Source organism: Campylobacter concisus, assembly GCF_002913715.1.
In the GTDB taxonomy this organism is placed as follows: domain Bacteria; phylum Campylobacterota; class Campylobacteria; order Campylobacterales; family Campylobacteraceae; genus Campylobacter_A; species Campylobacter_A concisus_AG.
On record NZ_PPCE01000001.1, the window covers coordinates 158390 to 178540 of the forward strand.

General features: G+C 35.4%; 15 protein-coding genes and 1 tRNA gene. 15 read left to right on the plus strand and 1 reads right to left on the minus strand.

The window, feature by feature from the left end; genetic code table 11:
* Positions 1 to 46: 46 nt before the first annotated feature.
* The 8 genes from dnaG to CYO92_RS00870 all read left to right on the plus strand — a co-directional run bounded on the left by dnaG (position 47) and on the right by CYO92_RS00870 (position 8882).
* Positions 47 to 1726 carry a DNA primase gene (gene dnaG, locus CYO92_RS00835; protein ID WP_103589295.1) on the plus strand — a complete coding sequence of 560 codons (1680 nt, stop codon included), beginning with the start codon at positions 47 to 49 and terminating at the stop codon, positions 1724 to 1726.
* 104 nt (positions 1727 to 1830) lie between these two features.
* Positions 1831 to 3066: a M20 family metallo-hydrolase gene (locus CYO92_RS00840; RefSeq protein ID WP_103589247.1), complete on the plus strand. Its 1236-nt coding sequence runs from the start codon at positions 1831 to 1833 to the stop codon at positions 3064 to 3066.
* A gap of 10 nt (positions 3067 to 3076) precedes the next feature.
* On the plus strand, positions 3077 to 4396 hold the full coding sequence (locus CYO92_RS00845) for an amidohydrolase (RefSeq protein ID WP_103589248.1): 1320 nt from the start codon (positions 3077 to 3079) through the stop codon (positions 4394 to 4396).
* Entirely contained in the window at positions 4393 to 5091 is a 699-nt protein-coding gene (gene pepE, locus CYO92_RS00850; RefSeq protein WP_103589249.1) for a dipeptidase PepE, read from the plus strand. The genes CYO92_RS00845 and pepE overlap by 4 nt, the downstream gene beginning before the upstream one ends.
* A 14-nt stretch (positions 5092 to 5105) precedes the next feature.
* Complete coding sequence (gene dcuC / locus CYO92_RS00855; protein WP_103589250.1) at positions 5106 to 6416, plus strand: C4-dicarboxylate transporter DcuC; 1311 nt, start codon at positions 5106 to 5108, stop codon at positions 6414 to 6416.
* An 11-nt stretch (positions 6417 to 6427) separates the two neighbouring features.
* Positions 6428 to 7651 (plus strand): peptidase T, encoded by a 1224-nt coding sequence (gene pepT, locus CYO92_RS00860; RefSeq protein ID WP_103589251.1) that lies wholly within the window; start codon positions 6428 to 6430, stop codon positions 7649 to 7651.
* Between the two features lie 59 nt (positions 7652 to 7710).
* Positions 7711 to 8700, plus strand: coding sequence for an argininosuccinate synthase domain-containing protein (locus CYO92_RS00865; RefSeq protein WP_103589252.1), 990 nt, complete (start codon positions 7711 to 7713; stop codon positions 8698 to 8700).
* A gap of 105 nt (positions 8701 to 8805) precedes the next feature.
* Positions 8806 to 8882 (plus strand) — tRNA-Met (locus CYO92_RS00870).
* Positions 8883 to 9114: 232 nt separating this feature from the next.
* Here CYO92_RS00870 and CYO92_RS09620 read toward each other — a convergent pair.
* Positions 9115 to 9216 carry a type II toxin-antitoxin system RelE family toxin gene (locus CYO92_RS09620; protein WP_369406596.1) on the minus strand — a complete coding sequence of 34 codons (102 nt, stop codon included), beginning with the start codon at positions 9214 to 9216 and terminating at the stop codon, positions 9115 to 9117.
* Positions 9217 to 9435: 219 nt separating this feature from the next.
* Between CYO92_RS09620 and CYO92_RS09385 the strand changes: the two genes are divergently transcribed.
* Genes CYO92_RS09385 through CYO92_RS00910 form a run of 7 tightly spaced genes read left to right on the plus strand, consistent with a single transcriptional unit; the run spans position 9436 to position 19725 of the window.
* Complete coding sequence (locus tag CYO92_RS09385; protein ID WP_219808123.1) at positions 9436 to 10008, plus strand: type I restriction-modification system subunit M N-terminal domain-containing protein; 573 nt, start codon at positions 9436 to 9438, stop codon at positions 10006 to 10008.
* A gap of 55 nt (positions 10009 to 10063) precedes the next feature.
* Positions 10064 to 11791, plus strand: a complete 1728-nt coding sequence (locus tag CYO92_RS00885; protein WP_343218560.1) for an HsdM family class I SAM-dependent methyltransferase — start codon at positions 10064 to 10066, stop codon at positions 11789 to 11791.
* A gap of 1 nt (position 11792) precedes the next feature.
* Positions 11793 to 13112, plus strand: a complete 1320-nt coding sequence (locus CYO92_RS00890; RefSeq protein ID WP_103589253.1) for a restriction endonuclease subunit S — start codon at positions 11793 to 11795, stop codon at positions 13110 to 13112.
* Positions 13112 to 14245 (plus strand): hypothetical protein, encoded by a 1134-nt coding sequence (locus tag CYO92_RS00895; RefSeq protein WP_103589254.1) that lies wholly within the window; start codon positions 13112 to 13114, stop codon positions 14243 to 14245. Before CYO92_RS00890 ends, CYO92_RS00895 begins: the two co-directional genes overlap by 1 nt.
* A complete protein-coding gene (locus tag CYO92_RS00900) occupies positions 14238 to 14714 on the plus strand; it encodes a three component ABC system middle component (protein WP_103589255.1) in 477 nt (158 codons plus the stop codon). The genes CYO92_RS00895 and CYO92_RS00900 overlap by 8 nt, the downstream gene beginning before the upstream one ends.
* A complete protein-coding gene (locus CYO92_RS00905) occupies positions 14711 to 16696 on the plus strand; it encodes a DUF3732 domain-containing protein (RefSeq protein ID WP_103589256.1) in 1986 nt (661 codons plus the stop codon). The genes CYO92_RS00900 and CYO92_RS00905 overlap by 4 nt, the downstream gene beginning before the upstream one ends.
* A 50-nt stretch (positions 16697 to 16746) precedes the next feature.
* Positions 16747 to 19725, plus strand: coding sequence for a type I restriction endonuclease subunit R (locus CYO92_RS00910; protein WP_103589257.1), 2979 nt, complete (start codon positions 16747 to 16749; stop codon positions 19723 to 19725).
* The last annotated feature ends 426 nt before the right edge of the window (positions 19726 to 20151 follow it).

A 20151-nucleotide genomic window follows, 5' to 3' on the forward strand; every position in this document is an offset into this window, starting at 1 on the left:
TAAAATTTTACTTTAATTATAACAAAGCGGTTGTATAATTTTGCTTATGATAGATCCAAAATCCATAGAAAAACTCAAAAATCAAATCGATATCGTTGACATTATAGAGCACTATTTGCCAGTCAAAAAAATGGGTGCAAACTATAAATGCGTCTGCCCATTTCACGATGATAGAAATCCTAGTATGAGCATAAGCCAAAGTAAGCAAATTTTTCACTGTTTTGCTTGCAAGGCCGGCGGAGATGCGATCAAATTTGTAATGGATTATGAGAAATTAACCTATCCAGAAGCTATCGAAAGAATAGCTAGTCTTGTAAATTTTAGCCTTGAATACACAAGCGACAAAGCCCCAACACAAAAAGAAAATAAGCATATTTTAGAAAAGGCAAATGCCTTTTATAGGAGCGAATTTTTCAAGCATGAAGCCGCTGTGAGATATATCTATTCTCGTGGTATAAATGACGCGATGATCGAGAAATTTGAGCTTGGCTGGGCAGGGGAGAGCGCTAGTACCATTAGACTTTTGCAAAATGAAAATATCGAACCAAAAGAGGCGCTTGAAGTTGGAATCGTAAAGCAAAACGAGAAGGGAATTTATGCTAGTTTTATCGAGCGTATCACATTTCCAATATATGCGCATACGGCAAAATTAGTTGGCTTTGGCGGTAGAACGATCTCAGATCATCCTGCAAAATATGTAAATTCTCCACAAAGCATAGTTTTTGACAAGTCAAAGCTACTTTACGGCTATCATTTAGCTAGACAAAGTATTTTTGAAAAAAAGCAGATTATCATCACAGAGGGATATTTAGATGTTATCATGCTGCACTTTGCTGGCTTCACAAACGCCGTTGCCGTGCTTGGGACTGCGCTTACGACTAATCACTTGCCACTTTTAAAAAGAGGAGAGATAAGCGTAGTACTTTGTTTTGATGGTGACTCGGCTGGTATAAATGCCGCTATAAAATCATCTCGTCTTTTGGTGCAAAACGAAATAGATGGAAGCGTTGTTATTATAAAAGATGGTGCAGACCCTGCGGATATGGTCTTTGTAGGTAGAAGTGACGAGCTAAAAGAGATGTTTGGATCCGGGACTGAGCTTGGCGAGTTTTATATCGAGCAAATTGTAAAAAAATATGATATTACGCGCCCAGTGCAAAAGCAAAAATGCTTAGAAGAGATAGTGGAATTTACAAATTCTCTAAAGCCAATAATCGCAAAAAGTTACGAATTGCTGGTATCAAATTTACTCAAAATAGAGCTAAATACTTTTAGCCTTCATGGACAAAGATATATAAATAGACAAGATCAAAATTTTACAAATGCTGCAACAACAAATAAACAAGTGGCTCAAAAAAAAGATAAAACTGATATTTTGGAATTTAGTGTTTTAAAGAGCATGCTAGCAAATAAAAATTACGAAGCTATCGTTTTAAACGAGCTTGAGGAGAAATTCTTCTTGCATCATAAAGATTATTTTCAAGCTGTTTTATTGCCAAATATTGAAGATAATGCGGTACTTGTTAGAGAAATTTATGTTGATGAAAGCTCAAACATAGCTTCTAGTGAAGATAGCCTTAAAGAGGCCATTTTAAAGCTAAAACTAAAATACTATGAGAAGTTTCGCGAAGATACCAGAAAATCACAAAAACCAAATAAAATCGAAATAATGCAAAAAATTTCAGAGATCATTAAAGGCTTACACAACAAGCTACAAAAAAATTAGATTTCAAAATTTAACACTTATTCAGCTTTAAATCATAAAACTAAATGTAAAATGTTCAAAGTAATAAATATTTTTAAGATTAGTTTTATTTTTAAGGGTTTATTATGATAAATTTTAAAAGATTTGAGGCGAATTTTAATGCTATAAGCAGATTTGGAGCATTAAAAGGTGGAGGGCTAACAAGGCTTGCATTTAGCAAAGAAGACTTGGAAGCTAGAAATTTTCTTATAAATTTAATAGAAGAAAATGGCTTTAAACTTAAAATTGACAATGTTGGCAACATCTTTGCCATCTATGATGATGGCTGTGAGCCAGGTGAAAAGCCGGTTTGCGTAGGCTCTCATATCGACAGTGTGCCAAATGGTGGCTTTTATGATGGCACTCTTGGTGTCATGGCAGGACTTGAGGCGCTAACCTCGATAAAAGAAGCTGGCATTAAATTAAAGCGCCCACTTTGGTTAATTAACTTTTGCTGTGAAGAGTCAAGTAGGTTTAAAACAGCAACCATTGGCAGCAAGATAATAAGCGGCAAACTTGGCCTACAAAGACTTCATGAATTAAAAGACGAAGATGACATTTCGCTCTTTGAAGCGATGATTAAATTTGGGCTTGAGCCACAAAATTTAAATGACTCTATTTTAAAAGAACACTCACTTCATTCATATTTAGAACTTCACATTGAACAAGGCCCAGTTCTTGAGCGAAGTGGTATAAGCGTTGGCGTAGTAAGCGGTATCGCCGCTCCTATTAGATTTGAAATTATTATTCATGGTAAGGCAGATCACAGCGGTTCAACGCCGATGAATATGCGTAGTGATGCTTTGCTAGCTGCTTCACACATCATAATCGCAGCCAATAAATTTGCTAAAAATAAAAAAACAGCTGTGGCTACTGTTGGTTACGCACATGCAAAGCCAGGCGTTTTAAATGTCGTACCAGGCGAGGCGAGGCTTGGAGTTGATCTAAGAGATATTGATAAGGTAAGCTTAGAAGAGCTAAATTTAGAGCTTAGAAATTTTATAAAAGAGCTAAGCGGTGAGCTAAAATTTAGTTATGAGATAAGAGAACTAAGCAGTGATGAGCCAGTAAAACTAAGCGAGCATGCTATAAATTTACTAAGCGAAGAGGCTGCTAAACTGGGCATAAAAACGCTTACTTTGCCAAGCGGAGCTGGACACGATGCGATGAATCTAACAAAACTCGCAAGTAGCGTTGGCATGCTTTTTATACCTTGCGTTGGTGGCATCAGTCACAATATAGCAGAAGCTATAAATTTTGATGATGCTTTCAAAGCTACACAAATTTTAACAAATGCACTAATTAAACTATCAAATGAATAAGGAGAAACCTATGGATAAGATAGCAAATTTGGCTCTTTCTTTAAAAGATGAGCTGATCAAGGATCGCAGGTATTTTCACTCACATCCAGAGACTGGCTGGTTTACATTTTTTACAACCGCCGTATTAGCAAAGAGGCTTAGTGATCTTGGTTATGAAATAAGCCTTGGTGAAAAAGTCGTTAAAGCTGATGCAAGGCTTGGCCTTGGCTCAAAAGAGCAATGCGAAAAAGCAATAGAAAGAGCCAAAAAACTCCTAAGTCCTGAAGAGGCAAAATATCTTTCTTATATGAAAGATGGATTAACAGGCCTAACAGCTTTTATCGACACAAAAAGGCCTGGTAAATTTACAGCATTTAGATTTGACATTGATAGTGTTGATGTGACAGAGAGTGATGAGCCTACTCACAGACCTTATAAAGAGGGTTTTGGCGCAGATATCGCTGGTATCACGCATGCTTGTGGGCATGATGGTCACATATCGATAGGCCTTGGTGTAGCAAAACTTATAGCTGAAAATTTAGATGAGTTTAACGGTAAATTTAAATTTATCTTCCAAACAGCAGAAGAGGGCACAAGAGGAGCTGTGGCTATGGAAGCTGCTGGTGTGCTTGATGGTGTAGAGTACCTATTGGGCGGTCATATCGGCTTTCAAGCAAAAACCAATAGAGGTATCATTTGTGGGACAAATAAGCTACTTGCAACTTCAAAATTTGACGTACATATCACTGGTCGTTCAGCTCACGCAGCAGGAGCACCACAAGATGGCGCAAATGCCCTTTTAGCCGCATCTCAAATGGCACTAAGCATGCATGGTATCACAAGACATGCAAAGGGTGTGACCAGGATAAATGTAGGCGTTTTAAAAGCAGGTGAAGGCAGAAACGTCATAGCACCAAACGGCTATCTAGCTTGCGAAACAAGAGGCGAGGATACAAATTTAAATGATTTCATGTATGAAAGATGCATGGATATCGTTAAAGGCGTTAGCCAAATTTACGGAGTAGAGAGTAAAGTCGTAATGACTGGTGGCACAAGCGGAGCCGATAGCGACAAAGAAGTAACTGAAATTTTCTATGAAGCAGCAAAAGAGAGTCCATTTATAGATGATGACAAGATCGTAAAAGAGCTTGATTTTGGTGCTTGTGAAGATTTTGCTCATTTTATGAGAGCTTTGCAAGATAGGGGCGCAAAGAGTGGCTATATGATGATAGGAACAAATTTAAAAGCAGGCCATCACAACTGCAAATTTGACTTTGATGAGGAGTGTTTGGTGGCTGGGGTTGATGTCTATCTAAGATCTGCTTACAAACTAAATGGAGTAAAAAAATGAAAAATGCTTTACTAATCAGTGCTTCAAGCTATCAAGATACTGGCTATTTAAGGCACTGCAAAAACTGGGTTAAGGAATTTTTAGATGAATGCGGCAAGGAAGAAATTTTATTTATCCCTTACGCTGGAGTTAGGCGAACAAATGACGAGTATGAGCAAAAAGTAATTGATAGATTAAAAAATAGCAATATAAAATCAATCCATCACTACGAGGATAAAATTTCAGCTATCAAAAATGCTAGCAGTATCGCAGTTGGCGGCGGAAATACCTTTATGCTGCTTTACACTCTTTATAAGCTAAATTTAGTCGAGCCTATAAAAGAGGCTGTGGCAAATGGAGCAAAATACTTTGGCTGGTCAGCAGGTGCAAATATCGCTGGCAAGACGATGATGACGACAAATGATATGCCTATCATCATGCCAAAGTCCTTTGATAGTCTAAATATCTTCCCATATCAGATCAATCCGCACTTCATAAGTGGCAAGCTAGCAGGCCATAACGGCGAGAGTAGAGAGGAGAGGTTGGAGGAATTTTTAATAGCTAATCCAAAAGAGACCATTTACGCACTGCCTGAGGGCACGGCTCTGCTTATAGCGGACAACGAGGCTCAGGTCATAGGACACAGTGAAATTTTAAAATTTGAGTATCAAAAAGAGATAGAAAAAATAGAAGTTGGAACTAAATTTAAAATCTAAGCAAGGAGAGAGGCATGGAAACATTTAAGCTAATTGCTGCCATTCTTGGCATCGCAGCTGTTGTAGCACTTCTAATCTTAAAAAAAGAGACAAGAACGGTGCTAATAGGTGTTGGTTTGGTGCTTTGTATAATCGCACTAAAACCGATGGGGGCACTAAGTGCTTTTACTGACTATATGACTAAAGCAGGGCTTATAAAGGCGATTTGTGCGAGTATGGGCTTTGCATTTGTTATGAAATACACAATGTGCGATAAACACCTTGTTGCGCTTCTTACAAAGCCACTTAAAAATGTGGGTTTTATATTGATCCCCGCAACAACAGTGCTAACTTATTTTATAAATATCGCTATCCCTTCAGCTGCAGGATGCTCCGCTGCTGTTGGTGCGACACTTATACCGCTTCTAATGGCTTCAGGTATCCGCCCAGCTATGGCTGGCGCTGCTGTTTTTGCGGGGACATTTGGTGGAGTTTTAAGCCCGGGATCGGCTCACAACGTCTATGTGGCTGATCTTGTTAAAAAAACGGTCGAGGGCTACACAGTTCAAGATGTCATAAAAGTGCAAATTCCAAGTGCATTTACTGCTCTTGTTATCGTAGTGATCGCGTTAGTTGTTGTTGCGATACTGCTTAAAGACTATCAAAAAAATACAAATTTCACTCTTGAAAGTAGTGCTGCTAGCGAAGAGAAGCCACTATTTAAAGTAAATTTCATCTACGCTATTATGCCTCTAGTTCCACTTGTTATCTTGGTTATTGGCGGAACAAGCCTTGCGAAAGATTATAGCTTTCTTGCGTGGACAAAGATGGGCGTTGCTGAGGCGATGATACTAGGTGCTATCATAGCTATCTTTGCTACGCTTACAAATCCCCAAAAGATCACAAAAGAATTTTTTAACGGAATGGGCCATGCTTATGCTGATGTTATGGGTATCATCATCGCAGCTGGTGTCTTTGTCGCTGGCTTAAAGGCATGTGGAGCCGTTGATGTGGTCATCGCATGGCTCAAAACAGATCAAAGTTACGTTAAATTTGGCGGAACATTTGTGCCTTTTATCATGGGTATAGTTACAGGTTCAGGCGACGCCGCTACATTTGCATTTAATGAAGCCGTCACAACAAACGCCGCTGCACTTGGCTTTGAGCAAGATAAGCTTGGTATGGCAGCAGCTATTGCTGGTGCTTTAGGTAGATCAGCTTCTCCAATTGCCGGTGCTGCTATCGTTTGTGCAGGCATTGCGATGGTTAGTCCAGTTGAAATCGCTAAAAGAACATTTTTGGGTATGTTTGTCTCTGTTGTAGCGATTGCATTTTTTGTCATCTAAAAGGATAAAAAATGGATATCGTAGAGAGATTTTTAAACTACACAAAATTTAACACAACAACAAATAAAGAAAATGGGTTAAAAGGTGTCATGCCTTCTAATCCAACCGAGTATGAGCTAGCTAAGTTTTTAAAAGATGAGCTTAGCTCGCTAGGCATAAAAGATATCATCTCGCAAGACAATGCTATCTTGATAGCAAAAATTCCTGCAAATTGCGAAAATGCTCCAAGCATTGCCTTCTTTGGGCATTTAGATACAAGTAGTGAGCAAAAAAATGACACAAAAGCTAAGATAGTAAAATACACAGGTGGCGACATCTGCCTAAACGAAGAGCAAGGAATTTATCTAAAATTTAGCGACAACCCAGAGCTTAAAAAATACGTTGGCGACGACATAGTCGTGACTGACGGCACTAGCTTGCTTGGCGCTGATGATAAGGCTGCGATCGCTAGTATCGTAAATATGGCTAGCTTTTTCATGCAAAATCCTGAGATCAAGCATGGCAAGATCGTGATCTGCTTCGTGCCTGATGAGGAGCAGGGCTTGCTTGGTGCAAAGGCGCTTGATGTAAATTTGCTAGGAGCCAACTTTGGCTACTGCTTAGACTGCTGCGAGATAGGCGAGCTAATATATGAAAACTGGAACGCAGCTGACTGCACGATGGTCTTTAAAGGCGTTTCGGCTCATCCGATGAATGCAAAAGGTAAGCTTGTAAATTCGCTACTTCTTGCGCATAAATTTATCTCGCTTTTGCCAGGCGGCGAAGTGCCAGAGTGCACCGAGGGCAAAGAGGGCTATTTCTGGGTAAAAGAGCTTAGCGGAAATAGCGCGAAAACGACGCTCAAGATCGACATAAGAGAATTTGATGAGGTGAAATTTCAAAAAAGGCTTGAGTTTTTAAGTGAGATGGCAAGCTCTTTTAATAAAATTTATGGAGATCGTTGCGAGATCACGCTAAAAACACGCTATGAAAACGTCTTTAAGTTCTTAAAAGATGAAAACTCACTGCCTATAAAACTAGCAAAAGATGCCTTTAGCGAGCTAAATATCACGCCAAATATAAAGCCAATGCGAGGCGGATATGACGGCGCTGCGATCTCTGCAAAGGGCGTGCCAACGCTAAATTTATTCACAGGCGGAAATAACTTTCACTCTATCTACGAGTACTTGCCAGTTAGCAGCCTAAAAGCCGCAAGCGAAGTCATTAAAAAAATCGTAATTAACGCTGCTAAATAAACTTCATAAAAGCCTAGATTTAGTAAATTTAGGCTTTAAATTTTACTTTCAGGACAAAAATGAAGGCTTTAGCTTTGTTTAGCGGAGGGCTTGATAGCATGCTCTCTATGAAAATAATAAGCGATCAAAACATCGAAGTGGTCGCACTTTATATGGATACTGGATTTGGCGTAGATGAAGAAAAACATGAAATTTTAAGACGCCGTGCAGCTTTGGCTGGGGCTAGTTTAAAAGTGGTTGATATGAGAAATGAGTATCTTCGTGATGTACTTTTTAACCCAAAATACGGCTACGGCAAGCAGTTTAACCCATGTATTGACTGCCACGGATATATGTTTAAAACAGCTCTAAATATGTTAAAAAGTGAAAATGCAAATTTCATCATCACGGGCGAAGTTTTGGGTCAAAGACCGATGAGTCAGCGAAGAGACGCACTCTTTCAAGTTAAGCGCCTAGCTGATGATGAGGATGATTTGGTGCTTCGTCCGATGTGTGCTAAGCTTTTGCCACCAACAAAGCCAGAGCGCGAGGGCTGGGTCGATAGAGAGAAGCTGCTTGATATAAGCGGACGCGACAGAAAGCCGCAACTTGCTTTGGCAAAGGAATTTGGCTTTGAGGACTTTGCAACGCCTGGAGGCGGATGTTTGCTAACGATCGAGAGCTTTGCTGTGAAGATAAAGGATTATCTAAATTTTGATAAAGAGATGCGAGATATCGATGTCGTGTGGCTAAAGCTTGGTAGGCATATGCGCTTGCCAGATGGTGCAAAAATGATAATAGGGCGTGACGAGAGCGATAATAACGCTCTTTTAGCGCATCCAAATGATAAATTTGAACAAGTAAAATTTAAAGAGAGCGATGACATCGTAGGAGCTATTAGCTTCATAAGCAAAAACGCTAGTAAAGCCGACAAAGAGCTAGCAGCAAGGCTCGCACTTGCTTATACAAAAGCAAGCAGAGAAAATAAATTTGAAGTTAGCATCGATAGCGAGAAATTTAGCATCACACCTGAGGATAAATCTCTAGCTCAAAATTATTTTGTAAAATAGACATTTTGTTGATTCTTGGTACTTTTACTTTGTGTTTGTATATAAAGATGGTTTTTATCTACAAATAAGTTTAAAAATTATATAATCCGAAACTTATTTTAAAGTGTCACGGTAGCTCAGCTGGTTAGAGCGCTGGTCTCATAAGCCGGAGGTCGGGAGTTCAAGTCTCCCCCGTGACACCATAAATGTCCTACTTATCGATACTTTAACTGCCCTTTTTGCAGTTTCCCTTTCTTTAAAATTTCCTAAAAGTATGGTACAGTTTTTATAAAAAGTGGTACATTTTTCAGGATTGATTTATTTTACAAGATCCTTTCTATAAATTTGCTTTTATTTTTGCTGATTAGATAAAATTTTACCTCAAGTAGACATCTTCATAGCCTCGCAGCTGACCTTTAGCAACCTTTTGGTTTTTTAGTGATCACTTGGCTTCTTTTTAAACTGTATTTTTATGCTATTGTCAAGCTTTTGCCACTCTTTTAAAGCGCTTGGTGGAAATTCTAGCTCATAGCTCATCCATGTTTACTTTTACTGGTTTTTCATCACTTGCTAGAGCAGTATCTACTGCTTTGCTTAGATGATACTCTTTTATTATCTCTAGAGCCACATAAGTTAATGCTAATTCTTAATACAGTATATACAAAAAGTGCTTTGGGAAACAGATGATTTTATATGTTTTTTAAATCTATTTTAGGGCAGAATATATTCTACAAAATACAAATTTAGGATTAACCGATGAACCAAGCAGTGCATAATAAATTAGTTAGTTTTATTTGGTCGATCGCCGATGATTGTTTAAGAGATGTCTACAAGCGTGGCAAATATAGAGATGTGATATTGCCTATGGTCGTTTTAAGAAGGCTTGACGCACTTTTAGAGCCCACAAAAGAGGCCGTGTTAGATGAAATAGATTTTCAAATAAACACGGCTGGGCTTAAAGAGCTAGATGATAGCGGCCTAAAAGATGCGAGTGGCTATGTCTTTTACAACACTAGCAAATGGACGCTTCAAAAACTCTACAACACCGCGACAAACTCATCGGCTATTTTAGAGGCAAATTTTACCGAGTATCTAAACGGCTTTAGCCAAAACGTTATAGAAATAATCGACAAATTTAAACTAAAAGCGCAGATAAAACACATGGCAAGCAAAGACGTATTGCTAGATGTTTTGGAAAAATTTACATCGCGATATATAAATTTAACCGACAAAGAGACGCTTGATCCAGATGGCAAAAAACTGCCTGCACTTACAAATCTTGGCATGGGATACGTTTATGAAGAACTTATAAGAAAATTTAATATTTAATGAAGACAACAACGAAGAAGCAGGAGAGCACTTTACCCCAAGAGAAGTTATAAATTTGATGACGCATATCGTCTTTAACCCTATCAAAAACACCCTTCCTCCAGTTATCACCATCTACGATCCCGCATGCGGAAGCGGCGGAATGCTAACCGAGTCTCAAAATTTCATCAAAGACGAAAACGGCGAGATAAGAGCTAAAAGCGACGTGTATCTATACGGTAAAGAGATAAACGACGAAACCTACGCTATATGCAAATCAGACATGATGATAAAGGGTAACGACCCAGAAAATATCAAAAACGGCTCCACACTCTCACTCAATGAATTTGCTGACATGAAATTTGACTTTATGCTTTCAAATCCCCCCTATGGCAAATCATGGTCAAGCGAACAAAGATACATAAAAGACGACAAAAAGATAATAGATAGCAGATTTGTCGTGAGCCTTAGCGACTACTGGGGAAATTTCAGCGACTGTGACGCCACACCAAGGAGCAGCGACGGGCAGCTTTTGTTTTTGATGGAAATGGTAGACAAAATAAAGCCGACGCCGATAAGCAAATTAGGCAGTCGCATAGCCTCCGTTCACAATGGCAGTTCGCTTTTTACTGGTGATGCAGGTGGCGGAGAGAGTAATATCAGGCGATATATCATAGAAAATGATCTACTAGATGCGATCATACAGCTTCCAAATAATCTTTTTTACAACACCGGCATAACAACCTACATCTGGATACTATCAAACAACAAACCCGCCCACAGACAGGGCAAAGCTCAGCTCATCGACGCTAGCGAACTATACTCAAAGCTAAGAAAAAATTTAGGCGATAAAAACTGCGAGCTAGAGCCAAAACATATCGCCAAAATCATGCAAATTTACGAAGATTTCCAAACTTGCGACGAATTTGTAGATGATAAAAAAATCTCATCTAAGATTTTTTCAAATTCCGATTTTGGATACTATAAAGTAAATATCGAACGCCCAAAAAGATTAAAAGCACAGTTTAAAGATGAGCTCTTAGAGGCTTTAAAATTTGATAAAGGCTTAAAAGAGCCAATGAAATGGTGCTTGGATAAATTTAAAGATGAGTGCTTTAACGGGCTTTATAACCATAAAAAAGAGATAGAAAAATACCTAGAAAACGAAGAGATAGAGCTAAACGTAAAGCAAAAAAACGCCCTTTTCTCAAAAGAACTTTGGCAAAAACACCAAATTTTATTTTCTAGCGCGAACAAGCTAAAACAAGAGATCGACACGGATGAATATAGCGATTTTAATGCCTTTAAAGAGCTAGTTTCAAAAGCGATAAAAAAGCTAGATATCAAGCTATCTGCCACGCAGATAAATACTATCTTAAACGCCGTCTCATGGCAAGATGAAAGTGCTGCAAAAGTGATAAAAAAGATAAGCAAAATAAACAAAGAAAAGCTGGAAAATTTACTCGCTCATCTAAGATGTAGCGCCGATGAGCTTGAAAATTTTGGCTATTTTAAAAGTGAGAAAATAGACGAATACATCGAGTATGAAAGTGATAGCGAGCTAAGAGATAGCGAAAATATATCGCTAAAAGACAATATTTTAGACTATTTTTTAAAAGAGGTAAAACCGCACGTAAATGACGCTTGGATAAATATAGATAGCGTTAAAATCGGCTACGAGATAAGCTTTAATAGATATTTTTACACACACAAACCACTAAGAAGCATAGACGAGGTGGCAAATGAGATTTTAGAGCTTGAGCGCCAAAGTGACGGGCTTATCAAAGAAATTTTAGGCGAATGATATGGCTAAATTTAAAAGATATGATTCATATAAAAACAGCGGCGTAGAGTGGCTCGGGGAAATTCCTAGCCATTGGGAGATTTTAAAGCTTAAATTTGTTTCAAAAATAGAAACCGGAAATAGTATTAGTGATGATAAAAAAAGTAATTATGAATGTGTTGAATGTAAAAGTCATCCTTATATTGCAACAAAGGATATAAATTATGAATACTCTACAATAAATTACGATAACGGGTTAAGAATACCAAAAGATGAAACAAATTTTAAAATAGCCTTACCTGATAGTATTTTAATTTGTGTAGAAGGTGGAAGTGCTGGAAAAAAAATCGCATATACAAATCAAGGCGTATGTTACGTAAATAAACTTGCTTCTATTCAAACTATTGGCGAAAATGTTTCTAAATTTTTATACTATGTGATAAAGAGCCATATATTTAAAAATCAATTTGATTTATCGATTAATGGGCTAATAGGTGGAGTTTCCGTATTGTTAATAAAAAATTTTTGTGTCATTTTGCCGCCAAAAGATGAGCAGGAAAAAATCGCCTCATATCTTGATGAAAAAATAGCCAAAATAGACGCATCCATAAGCGGAAAAGAGAAATTTATCGAGCTGTTAAAAGAACAAAAACAGATAATCATAAATGACGCCGTAACTAAAGGACTTAACAAAAACGCCAAATTTAAAAACAGCGGCGTAGAGTGGCTCGGGGAAATTCCTAGCCATTGGAAAAATATAAAAACTACTCATATTTTTAATAGAATAGGAAGCGGAACTACGCCAACCTCTACAAATACTAAATATTACGATGGTGAAATCAATTGGTTACAAACCGGCGATTTAGCAGATGATATAATTTATAAAACAAGTAAAAAAATAACACATAAAGCCTTAAAAGATTTTTCAACATTAAAGATCTATCCCAAAAATAGTTTGGTAATTGCAATGTATGGAGCGACGATAGGTAAAGTTGGTATTTTGGATATTGAAACAACCACAAATCAAGCATGCTGTGTATTATCTGATACGAAACAAATTTTGGAAAAATATGCTTTTTATTGGTTTTTGGCATCCAAAAACAACATTATATCTTTGGGGTATGGCGGAGGACAACCAAATATTAGTCAAGATCTAATTAAATCTTTAAGAATAACACTTCCACCAAAATCCGAGCAGGAAAAAATAGTAGAATACATAGAAACCAAAACAGCAAAAATCGACAAATTAGTAAATTTAGAGCAAGAGTATATAAAAAGTCTAAAAGAGTATAAAGCGTCGCTAATCGATAGCGTAGTAACTGGCAAAGTGAGGATCGTATGATGAGCGAAATTTTAATCAATGATTCGACAAAAACATTTAAACCTATAATTTATCAATTCCTAATTGCATTAGAAAAGTGTTTTGAAATGCAAGATGACGAATCGATTTGGATTGAAAAATATGGTGATGTCACGAGCTCAAGTGGGGTACAAATCGAGGTTAAAGATTATCAAAAGAATTTAACAGATTTAGATCACAACGTTTGGAAAACTTTGAAAAATTGGCTAGATGATAATTTTGATGCAACTAGGTACAAAAATTTGATTTTATTAACAACACAAACAATCAGCAAATCTTCAAAATTTATTGACTGGAATACTAAAAATAAAAACGAAAAATATCAGATATTAAATTTAATAGCAGAAAAATTTAATAAAGAAAAAGGAAAATCGACCTTTACGCAAAAGCTATTAAATAATGTTTTAAGGTCTGATAAAAATCATAAATTATTAGAAATTTTAGAGAAATTTACAATTCAAAGTAAAGCTGATAATGATGAAGTTTTGTATAAAAAGCTAAAAGAAACTAGAACGGATGGGATTTTAGAAGAAAAAAAGGATGAATATTTGGATTCTCTTATTGGCTATATAATTAATCCTGCAATGACATCTAGCGGATGGGAGATAAAAAACAAAGACTTCAGACAAAAAACTAAATCCTTAATAGAAACATATACTTCAACAACTAAAATTTTTCCAAAAATAGAAACTCCTTCAATAACAGATGATATTATAAAAGAGCATCAGTCTTATTTATTTGTGCAAAAAATAGAAGATATTAATTATTGCGAAGTAAAAAGTGAAGCAATAAGTGATTTTATATATTCTAGGACAATACTTAACGAGGAGCTAAAAAACTATGAAATATCACGAAAAGAGTATAAGTATTATGAAGATGAACTTCTTAAAAGTTTTCAAGCAAAACGTAGGAATGCTTTGCTTGATGTGAATTCTAGCAATCATATCAATGAGTCCAAAAAACTTTATAATAATACTATAGGCGAAGTAGCACCTAATTTTTATAATTTTAACGATACGCCTAAATCGTATCGAAATGGTATTTTGCATGAACTAGCAAATGATAGCGATAATCCAAACGATATCGTCTGGAAACTAGAGGTGAGTGATGAGTAAATATGTAGATAGTGTTTATAAGATCAACAATAATATATTTATTTTTACACCATTGTTTGTGGCTTTTTATCAAAATTTAAAGCCAAATCCTAAAAATTTATTATTATCATATTTAGTTTTACCATTGGTCTTACACAAAACCAGCCAGGAGAAAATTAAAAATTCGAAAACAACAAGTAGTATTTTTACTTTTTTAGATAGCAAAGATAAAAACAAAAGAGAAAATGTTTATGGATTGCCCAAAAGGGTTCAAGATTACAAAGAGATTACAAATCAATGCATTTTATATGCCATTAAAAATAAATGGTTGAAATTAAATGATGATTTATCGGTGACTTTTTTAAAAGAGCAAAAAAATAGCATAGCAAGTCTAGATAGTGCCTTTAGAGCATCGTCTAAGCTTTGTAATATTTTTCAAAATTTGGATGTAGTTTCTATTTATAAACAATTGGGGGTTAAAGAGTTATGAAAAGTTACGTCAAATATATTGGGCTGGTTGACAAAGAAGATAAAATACATAGCGTTAAATTTACCACAGGTGTAAATATAATTACTGGTAAATCTTCAACTGGCAAAAGCGCAATTATTGAGATATTTGATTACTGTATGGGAAGTAGCGAATTTAATATTCCATCTGGAGTTATTACGGATAATGCGGATATATATTTTGTAATTCTATCAATTAAAGAAACATTTTTGGTTTTGGCTAGAAAAGAAAATGGTAGAAAAATATTTTTAAAAGAAGAATCAAATTCGCCAGATATAAAAGTGCTTAACAAGGAATATTTTGATAATAAATTTTTTATATCAAATAGTGATTTTAAGGTAAATTTAGGACATTATTTTGGACTTGATATAAATGATATAGAAGAAGATAAAAGCGTGTCGCAATACACAGGACAAAAGAAGGGTCGACCATCTGTAAGAAATATTATTCCTTACCTAATTCAACACCAAAACTTAATAGCAAATAAGCATTCGTTATTTTATAGATTTGATGAAAATGAAAAGAGAGAACAAACTATCGATCAGTTTAAAATTTTTGCAGGATTTGTTAATCAAGAATATTATATATTAAAACAAAATTTAGCCAATAGCAAGAAGCAATTAAAAAGATTAGAATTAGAAGAAAAAGTTATAAAAATCCAAAGAGAATTTAATAGCGAAAAGTTTGATGGTCTATTACAAGAGTATGAAGCAATTAGCGGAAATAAACTTTTTGAAGAAGCTTCAAATATTATTCTTTCTAATCCAGCAAATTATATAGATAAGCTTGTCGCTAAAGGCATATCCATTAATGAAAATAATGATGAGTCTGTTGAAAAAATATTATCTTTAGAAAAAGAATACAATAGACTGTTATCACAAAAAAGAGAGTTAAATTATAAATATAAAAATATTAATTCTTCAATAGACTATGTTAAAAAATATAAAGAAGAATTATCAAATAATCAAGCTATAGCCGAAGCTAGTATCAATGTCACAACATGCCCATTTTGCACACAAGAGACAAATATTATTGCTAATGAAGCAAATCAATTAGAAGAAGCTATAAAATGGCTAAATATTGAACTTAGAAAATCCCCATATTTATTAGACTCATTTGAAAGCGACAAAAATAATATCAAAGAAAAAATATCAAATATAGAAGAGAAACTTAAAAGCATTAAAAATGAAATTGAACAATTAAAAAATATCACAAAAGCATTAGAAAACAACAAAAGTTTAAACGAACAGGCTTTAAAAGTAAAATTAAAAATAGAAAATCTTCTTGAAAGTCTTATGGATAAAAAAGATAACAATATCGAAGAAAAAATCAAAGCGACACAACAAGATATTTCAGAGTTTGAAAAATTATTGAAAGATGAATTTAATTTAGATAAACAACTTGAAGAAGCGGAAAAATATATCAATTACAAAATGAAAGAAATTGGAAATAAGCTTGATTTTGAAAGTTCATACAAGCCAATAAATTTAAAATTTTCGCTAACTAATTTTGATTTATGGCATGAAAAAGAAAATAAAGATAAAGTTTATTTAAGATCTATGGGAAGTGGCGCTAATTGGCTATATAGTCACATAACTTTATTTTTGGCACTACACAACTTTTTTTGTTCTTTAGGCAATAAATCCATAGTACCGTCTATTTTATTCTTAGATCAACCTAGTCAAGTTTATTTTCCAACCTCAATAAAAGATGAGAATGATGAATTTAATATTGATCGTATTGAAGAGAAAAAAGGAACTAATACAAAAGATGAAGATTTGAAAGCTGTTACAAATCTATTTAATCAATTAGTTTCTTTTTGTAAAACTACTCTAAAAGAAACTGGAATAGAGCCACAAATTATTATCACAGATCATGCTGATAAACTAGAGTTAGATAGCGTGGATTTTGAAAATCTTGTAAATGACAGAAGATGGAGAACTAGGGGTTTTATAAATAAGTAAAGGAAACGCTAAATTTATAATATTAAAGAAAAACATAACAAGGAAAAGCGATGTTTAGTAAGACAAACGAAGAAGCATTTGAAAGTAGTATAGAAAAGTATCTCTTGCAAAATCACGGATATATCAAAGGGTATAGCAAAGATTTTAACAAAGAGTATGCTATAGATGAGACTAGGCTCTTTGACTTTTTGGAAATTTCACAAAAAGATGAGCTTGATAAGCTAAAAAGAGATAGCGATTATAAACAAAAGATACTCTATCAACTAAGCAAGATGATAAGCAAATACGGCGTGCTTAAAATTTTAAAAAAGGGCCTTAGTGTGGCTGACGCAAATTTTACGCTATTTTACCCTGCGCCGATAGCTTCAAGCGGAGATGAAACCAGAAAGAAATTTAGCCAAAATCAGTTTAGCGTCACAAGGCAACTGGCCTATTCAAAGCAAAATCCAAACCTTGAAATAGATATGGTGATCTTTATAAATGGACTTCCTATAATCACAATAGAGCTTAAAAATAGTGCGATGAGCGGATACGGGCAGACAGCTAAATATCACGGCATAAATCAATACAAAAAAGATAGAGACCCAAAAGATACGCTTTTAAATTTCGCTAGGTGTCTAGTACATTTTACTTTTGATACCAATGAAGCCTATATGAGCACAAAGCTCGACAGAGAAAAGACTTTCTTTTTGCCATTTAACAAAGGGGATAAAAACTCCGCAGGAAACCCGCCAAACCCAAACGGACACAAAACCGCATACATTTGGGAGGAAATTTTTTCTAAAACATCTTTGGCGGATATCTTGCAACATTTTGTTAGAATTGACGGAAAAGATACCGATAAGCTAGAGAGTAGAAATTTATATTTCCCAAGATATCATCAACTAGACGTAGTAAGAAAAATAATAGACGACGTAAGCAACAACGGCGTCGGCAAAACCTATCTCATACAGCATAGCGCTGGAAGCGGAAAGTCAAATTCTATAACTTGGTGCGCGTACGGGCTCATAGAAACATACCCAGCAAAAGAGGGAGTAAGCGACAAAGGCATGGAGTATCCACTATTTGATAGCGTCATAGTGGTAACGGACCGAAAAATACTAGATAAACAACTGAGGGAAAATATAGCTAGTTTTAGCGAGGTAAAAAATATCGTCGCTCCAGCATTTAGCTCGACTGAGCTAAAATCAAATTTAGAAAGCGGTAAAAAAATAATCATAACAACCATTCAAAAATTTCCTTTTATAGTAGACGGAATAAGCGATCTTAGCGACAAGAAATTTGCTGTCATAATCGACGAGGCACACTCGTCTCAAAGTGGAACGGCACACCATAAGATGAATGAAGCGATGGGCAAAAAAGATTTTGACGATGATATGGACTTGCAAGATATGGTGCTTGAAGTAATGCAAAGTAGAAAAATGAAAAATAACGCTTCATATTTTGCATTTACAGCCACGCCTAAAAACTCAACGCTTGAAAAATTTGGAACAAAGCAAGATGACGGTAGTTTTGTTCCGTTTCATCTATACTCAATGAAGCAAGCGATTGAAGAGGGCTTTATACTAGATGTTTTGTCAAACTATACGACATATAAAAGCTATTATGAGATAGTAAAATCCATAGACGATAATCCCTATTTTAAGACGGATAAAGCGCAAAAAAGGCTTAGGGGCTTCGTCGAGAAAAATCCATCTACTATAGCTACAAAAACGGAAATAATCTTAGATCACTTCATGAACAATATAGTAAAAACAAACAAACTAAAAGGCAAAGCAAAAGGTATGGTGGTAACTGCCGATATACAAACAGCCATCCTTTATCACAAGGCTATTATTAAAAAACTCCATGCAATCGGCGATCCATTTGGAGCTATCGTCGCATTTTCCGGTAAAAAAGAGCTTGACGGGATAGAATATACGGAAGATAGCATAAATGAATTTGATTCAAAAGATATAGCCGATAAATTTGATAGCGATCAGTATAGGTTACTAGTGGTGGCGAATAAATTTTTAACAGGATTTGATCAGCCAAAGCTTTGCGCGATGTATGTGGATAAAAAGCTAGATGGGGTTCTCGCCGTGCAAGCTCTCTCGCGCTTAAACCGAGCTGCACCAAAATACTCTAAAAAAACAGAAGATCTCTTTGTGCTTGATTTTTTTAACAAGATTGAAGATATTAAGGCATCTTTTGATCCTTTTTATACATCAACGTCATTAAAAGAAGAGACAGATATAAATGTTTTACACGAACTAAAATCAGTACTTGATGATAGTGGAATTTATGAGCGTAGCGAAGTGGATGAGTTTTTTGAGAGCTATTTTAAAGGCGAAGAGGCTGGGAAATTATCATCTATGATAGACGCGGTAGCGGATAGATTTAACAATAAACTTTGCCTTGAAGATGACGATAAAGCCGACTACAAGATAAAAGCGAAGCAGTTTGTAAAAATTTACGCGCAGATGGCGTCAATCATGCCTTATGAAATAGTAGAGTGCGAGAAGCTGTTTTGGTTTTTGAAATTTCTAATACCTAAAATGGTCGTAAAAGATAAAGACAAAGATAAGATAGACGAGCTTTTAAATGCGGTCGATCTTTCTACTTACGGACTAGAAAGAGTAAAGCTTGGCGCAAAAATAGAGCTAGATCCAAGCGAGGCGGAGCTAGAGCCACAAAATCCAAATTTAAGAGGCGCTTACGCCGGTGATGAGAAAAAAGATCCGCTAGATGAGATAATAAAAAATTTTAACGAGAAATGGTTTAAGGGCTGGGACGCTACGCCTGATGAGCAAAGGGCTAAATTTATACACATTATTGATAAAGTAAGAGCCCATAAAGATTTTGAGGAGAATTACGAGAAAAATACAGATGAAATTAACAGAAGACTCGCTATCGAAAAAATAATAGATGAAGTGATAAACAAAGAGAGAAAAAAGGAGCTTGAGCTTTATAAGCTTTTTGCAACAAATGAGGCGTTTAAATTAGGGCTAAGGGAAAATATAGAAATGGCTTTGAAAACTAGAGTTTAAAATATAATATATTTGTATTATATTTAGAAAAATATTTACTATAATATTTAATTTTATATTGCTACTGTTGAACCACTGGGCAATTTATCAATTATTATTTATGATAAGTAATATCAAATATACTACATTCAAATGGTTGGTTTATGTCTAGGTATTACCAAAATTTCTCTTAACTTTTGCATTGGTTTTTTTGTTTTTCTAATAGGGCGAGCATACTACAAAATGTTACCATTTGCATCTCCATAGAGGCTCGCAAGGATAGCTTGCCGCTCCCTTGACCCACGCTTAAAAAATATTTTCTTTATTAAAGTGGCCATGCAAGATAGGCTTTTTTTAATAAAAGCTTAAGTTGATTAAAGGCAGCCATAAAAATAAAAATAATTAGACTAAATTATTTTTGTAGTCTGCAAAATATATTTTAATATA